The organism is Frankia sp. CoWAU3 (genome assembly GCF_977971855.1).
The window spans coordinates 1-5,009 of the sequence record NZ_CDWWXB010000050.1 but is presented as its reverse complement, the minus strand read 5'-3'; the positions used below and the strand labels follow the sequence as shown (position 1 = coordinate 5,009).

Below are 5,009 nucleotides of genomic sequence, written 5' to 3'. Positions count from 1 at the left end.
CGGGCGCCGGGCGTGCCGGTCCGCGGATCGGGCATGAACTTCGGCACCACGAACATCGACAGGCCTTTACTCCCCGGGCCGTGCCCCTCCGGCCGGGCGAGCACGAGGTGGATGATGTTCTCCGGGACATCCCAGTCCCCGTTGGTGATGAACCGCTTCACGCCCTCGATGTGCCAGGTGCCGTCGGGCTGCTCGATCGCCCTGGTACGACCGGCCCCGACGTCGGAACCCGCGTCCGGCTCGGTGAGCACCATCGTCGCGCCCCAGTGCCGTTCGATGGCGAACTCGGCGAGCTGGCGCTGCCATTCGTTGCCGAGCCGGTGCAGGATCGCCGCGAACGTCGGGCCGGCCATGTACATGAAGATGGCCGGGTTCGCTCCGAGCAGCAGCTCCGAGGCCGCCCACGCGACGGTCGGGGACGCACCCAGCCCACCCAGGTGCGGCGGAAGGTAGAGCCGCCACCACTCACCGTCCAGAACGGCCTGGTAGGACTTCTTGAACGACTCCGGCAGGGTCACCGACCCGGTCGCCGGATCCAGGGTCGGCGGATGACGGTCGGCGTCGGTGAAGGACTCGGCAACAGGTCCGGAGGCGAGGTGATCGAGCTCGGCCAGCACCTCGCGCGCGGTCTCGGCGTCCATCTCCCCGAAGGGACCGGTGCCGAGCGTGCGATCGACCCCGAACACCTCGAACAGGTTGAACTCGATGTCTCGCAGATTGCTCCGGTAGTGGCCCATCAACGGCTCCTTCCCGGGACCGCCGGACACCGTGATCGGCCGATGCCGACTAGCTACTCGTGAGTACGTTGTTCCCATGCTACTCACGAGTAACCCGTTGACAAGAGTGGCGGCTGGGAAGAAGTCGTCGCGATCCAACTTTTCTCCGACAAACGGGGAAGACCCGGGGCCGGGCACGTCTACTCTTGCCACTCATGCGCGACCCGGCCACCCAGGAGGTACGGCTCGCGGTCGTCATGACCGGTGGCGCGAGCCTCGCCGTCTGGATGGGCGGGGTCGCCACCGAGATCAACCTTGCGACCAGCCCGGACCGTGACCGGGCCGACGACGCGGACGACGCGGACGACGCCGTCGCTGCCCGTTACGCCCGGCTGGCGGCCATCCTCGACGTCGAGGTCAGTGTGGACGTACTCGCCGGCACCTCGGCCGGTGGCATCAACGCCGCCATGCTGGGCTACGCGAACACCCACCACGCCGATCTCACCCCGCTGCGGGACCTGTGGCTGTCCCTCGGCTCGTTTGACGCGCTCATGCGCACCCCCCACGAGAAGACGTATCCCTCGCTGCTGCACGGGGACACCGCCGTGCTGCCCGCGCTGCACACCGCCTTGACAGCGGTGGGGGAGACGGCCCGAGCCGGCATGGCCCGAGCCAGCATGGACCGCCCGACATCGGTCTTCATCACTACGACGATCCTGCGCGGCGAGGTCGCCGAGCACGCCGACTCACTCGGCGGCACCATGTACGACGTCGACCACCGGGGCCTGTTCGCCTTCGGCACGCAGGACCTGACCGACCCTGGCGCGGTCCCCCGTCTCGCCCTGGCCGCACGGGCCAGTTCCGCCTTTCCGGGCGCCTTCGAGCCGGCCTACGTGCCGGTGGGGCACGCCGTCGACGCCGCGCACCCGGACATGGCCCGCTACGTCAACGCTTCCCACGGATTCCACGCCTCGGACGGCGGGATCCTGGTCAACCGCCCGATCGGACCGGCGCTGGCGGCCATCTTCGACCGGCCCGCCGAACGCCAAGTCCGTCGCGTGCTCGCCTACGTCGTACCCTCGCCGCGGATGTCGGTACCGACGAATCCGGCGGTACCGACGAATCCGGCGGCAGCAACCAGAACGTCCACACCGCCCGCCCTGCCTGCGCCACCCATGGTGATCCCCACGCTCCTCCAGGTGCTCGGCGCGGCGCTGAACCAGTCGATCGGTACGGATCTGGCGACGCTACGCGACCACAACAGCGCCGTACGCGGTACGCGGGCGAACCGGCGACGGCTGCTGCGCCTCGCCCCGGCCGGTGGTCCCCGATTAGCGGACGAGAGCGTCTATGACGCCTACCGCCGCAGCCTGGCAGAGGAGATCGCCCCACCGGTGATCGAGGCGCTGCTGCGCGTCCTCGGTGGTCGGTTCGACCTGCCCCGTCCCCCGGACACCGACGCGCTGCGCACCGACGCGGCCGGACCCGCCCGGATGACGAACGCCGCGGTCAACGCCGTGGTCCAGATGCTTCCCGACCGGCTGCCGACCACGGCCGACCTCGCCGACCTGTGGCGACTGGGCCGACCCGCGCTCGACGCCGCCAAGGGCCTGCTGATCAACATGATCAACGAAGGGTACGTCCTCTCCCCCGAGCCGGCGGACCGGATCCGACTCGCCCGGCTCGCGGCGGCCGTGCACGGCGCATCGCACGCCACCATCCGGAACACCGCCACCACCGCCACCACCGACACCACAGCCACCACCGACACCACAGCCACCACAGCCACCACAGCCACCACAGCCCTGCGGCCCGGCGTCTTCACGACGGTCAGCGAGACCCTCGGTGCGATGGCCGGGGCACCGCTGCTCGACGTCATCGCCGAGTCTGCCCGCCGCTGGTTGCGGACCGACCCGGAGGGCGACGCGGGGCAGGACGAGCTCACCCGGGCCTGGCGCTCCCTGGAGCGGATGATCGAGACCCTGCGGACCGAGCTCACCGATCTCGTGGACCGGCGGTCCCCCGCGGCCCCGCCTCCGGCGGGACCAGAGACCAGGCCCGAGGGTCTCAGCATCGGCCAGCGCCGGGCGGTGGCGGCCCGGACCCTCGCGGACTTCGTCGGGTACCTCCCGTCGACTCCCGCGGACGCCCTGATCGCCGTGCTCGACGTGCACCTGGTCGAACGAAGCACCGGCGCCGCAGTCCTCGATCAACCGGTTGAGCTCGTCCAGATCAGCGCGGATCTACCGAACCGCCTCGATCCCGCCCGCGCACTGGCCGAGGAGAAGATCACAGGCCTGCAGCTGGGAAACTTCGGCGCCTTCGCGAAGTCCTCGTGGCGGGCCAACGACTGGATGTGGGGACGGCTGGACGGTGCGGGCTGGCTGGTCCGGATCATGCTGGATCCACGCCGGCTCGTGATCCGCCGGGACACCGCCGTCCCCGCCGGTCACGCCCACGCCGCGGCGCTGGCCCGCCGGGGCTGGCTGGTGGATCTGGTCGACGATCTCACCGAGGTGGCCGGCATCCCGGCGCCGCGGGAGGTACTCGACGAGCTTGGCTTTCTGACCGATCCGGACGCCCCCGTGCCGCCGAACCTTCCGGTCACGGCGACCTGGGTCGCCGCCGGCATCCAACGGGACATCGCGGCCAAGGAGCTGGTGGGGGTCGCCGAGGCGGTGCGGCGCGACAACAAGGCCGGGGTCGATCCGCGGCCCACCGCCGACTTCCTCGCCGCCGTCGACCGGGCCCTGACCGTGGAACCGAGCCGGCCCGGGACGACGACCGGACCGGGGGCCTCGGCGGTACCGGAAGAGACAGGCTCCCCGAACCTGGACGAGCCGCGCAGCGCCGAGGTCATCTCGCTGGCCGCGGCCGTGGCCGCCAGGATCGCCGCGGGACAGACCGGTGCCCACCGGCCTGCCGGCGTCGACAGTGCGGCTCTGGCGCGCCGACCGCCCCGGCCACCCGGGCTCAGCGGCGTCCCCGTCACGCCCGGCGCGCTGCCCCCGCGAGCGGTGGACAAGGTACTTGGGGCCTGCCGCGTCTCGGACGAGCGCATCACCGACGCGGCGCAGGGCCCGGTTCTGGTGACCGCCCTAGCCCAGATCGTGGCCGTGGTCGTCGCCTGGGCCGCATCGACCCGCCGGCTGCCACGGCCCCTGCGGCCGGTCGCGTTCCTCGCCCGGGCCGTCACCCGTCTCGCCTTCGAGATGATCCGGGATGTCACGCACGGCCGGCGGCGGATGACGATCGCGGTGGGAACAGCGCTGGTCGGCCTCGGCACGGCCGGCGGGCTGGCCGGTTCGGGCATCGTCGGCGGCCTGGGGATCGTCGTCGGCCTGATCGGCCTGCTGATGATCGGACTTACCGGCTGGCGGCACCTGCCCGGAGGACTGGCGGTCGTGGGAGCGGGGCTCATCGCGGTGTTCGCGGCGGCCGGTGTCGTTCCGGTGATCCATGACCGGCTCTTCCTCTGGCTACACGACGATGTCGTGCCCTACCTGGCCGATCATCCGTGGGCATGGGCGACCGTCTTCGGAGCCCTGGTGCTGCCGGCTCTCTGGTCCGTCGCCGAGGCCCTCACCACCCGCCGGGCCCGCCGCAACGGCTGATCATCCCGGCGGCATCGGTGACCTGGCGGCTCGGTGACCTGGTGACGTAGTTCAGGAGATGTCGGACCAGGTCAGGGTGCCCGTCGGGTCCCGAAGGCAGGACACCGGGCGGCCGGCGGAGTCCTGGACGATGCGCCCGACGTCCTCGGGGCCGCAGTTCCCGCCCTCATCCGGCCGAGCCGCGGGAGCCGGGGCGGGCGCCTCCGTGGACCATCGACCGATGCCGGCCGGGCCGGTCCCGCCGACGGGCGCACAGAACAGCACAAGGCCGTTGACGGCGGTCGCGGGCGAGGTGTCCTCGGCGGGGGAACAGGCCTCTCCGACGAAGACGGAGGATGCTCGCGGAGTCGGCACCAGCAGTGACGCGACACCGTCCGGGGCGGCGGAGGTTCCGGAGGGACCCGGCGCCCGTGAGACGTCAGGCGTCGCAGCCGCGGCGGAGGTCCCGAGCGCACCCGGGCCGCCCGGGTCCTGAGACGACGCACTCGGCGTGACCACCGAGCCCGGCCGGGCGGCCGAGCCGCCGGACCCGCTCGACCCCGGCTCCGAGCATCCGACGACCAGCGCGAGCAACAGCCCTCCGGCCACGGTCAGGCCGAGACGGCCACGGCCTCGAAGACCACCACGGCCTCGAAGACCGCCATACACGGCGTACCTCCCGTCGCACCTCGGGAGCCGG

General features: G+C 72.1%; 3 protein-coding genes. 1 reads left to right on the top strand and 2 read right to left on the bottom strand.

What is annotated here, in order from left to right; all coding sequences use genetic code 11:
- Positions 1-737 (bottom strand): acyl-CoA dehydrogenase family protein (locus AC08ON_RS07235; protein WP_476616672.1); only part of this gene is annotated, 737 nt, incomplete at its 3' end.
- Positions 738-931: 194 nt separating this feature from the next.
- Between AC08ON_RS07235 and AC08ON_RS07230 the strand changes: the two genes are divergently transcribed.
- On the top strand, positions 932-4,330 hold the full coding sequence (locus AC08ON_RS07230) for a patatin-like protein (RefSeq protein ID WP_476616675.1): 3,399 nt from the start codon (positions 932-934) through the stop codon (positions 4,328-4,330).
- Positions 4,331-4,381: 51 nt separating this feature from the next.
- On the opposite strand, the gene AC08ON_RS07225 is transcribed toward AC08ON_RS07230, so the two are convergent.
- Positions 4,382-4,684 carry a hypothetical protein gene (locus tag AC08ON_RS07225; protein WP_476616671.1) on the bottom strand — a complete coding sequence of 101 codons (303 nt, stop codon included), beginning with the start codon at positions 4,682-4,684 and terminating at the stop codon, positions 4,382-4,384.
- Between the last annotated feature and the right edge of the window lie 325 nt (positions 4,685-5,009).

Bases quoted from the DNA above. Each gene is read 5' to 3' on its own strand.
- AC08ON_RS07230 (WP_476616675.1), top strand. From the start codon at position 932: ATGCGCGACCCGGCCACCCAGGAGGTACGGCTCGCGGTCGTCATGACC.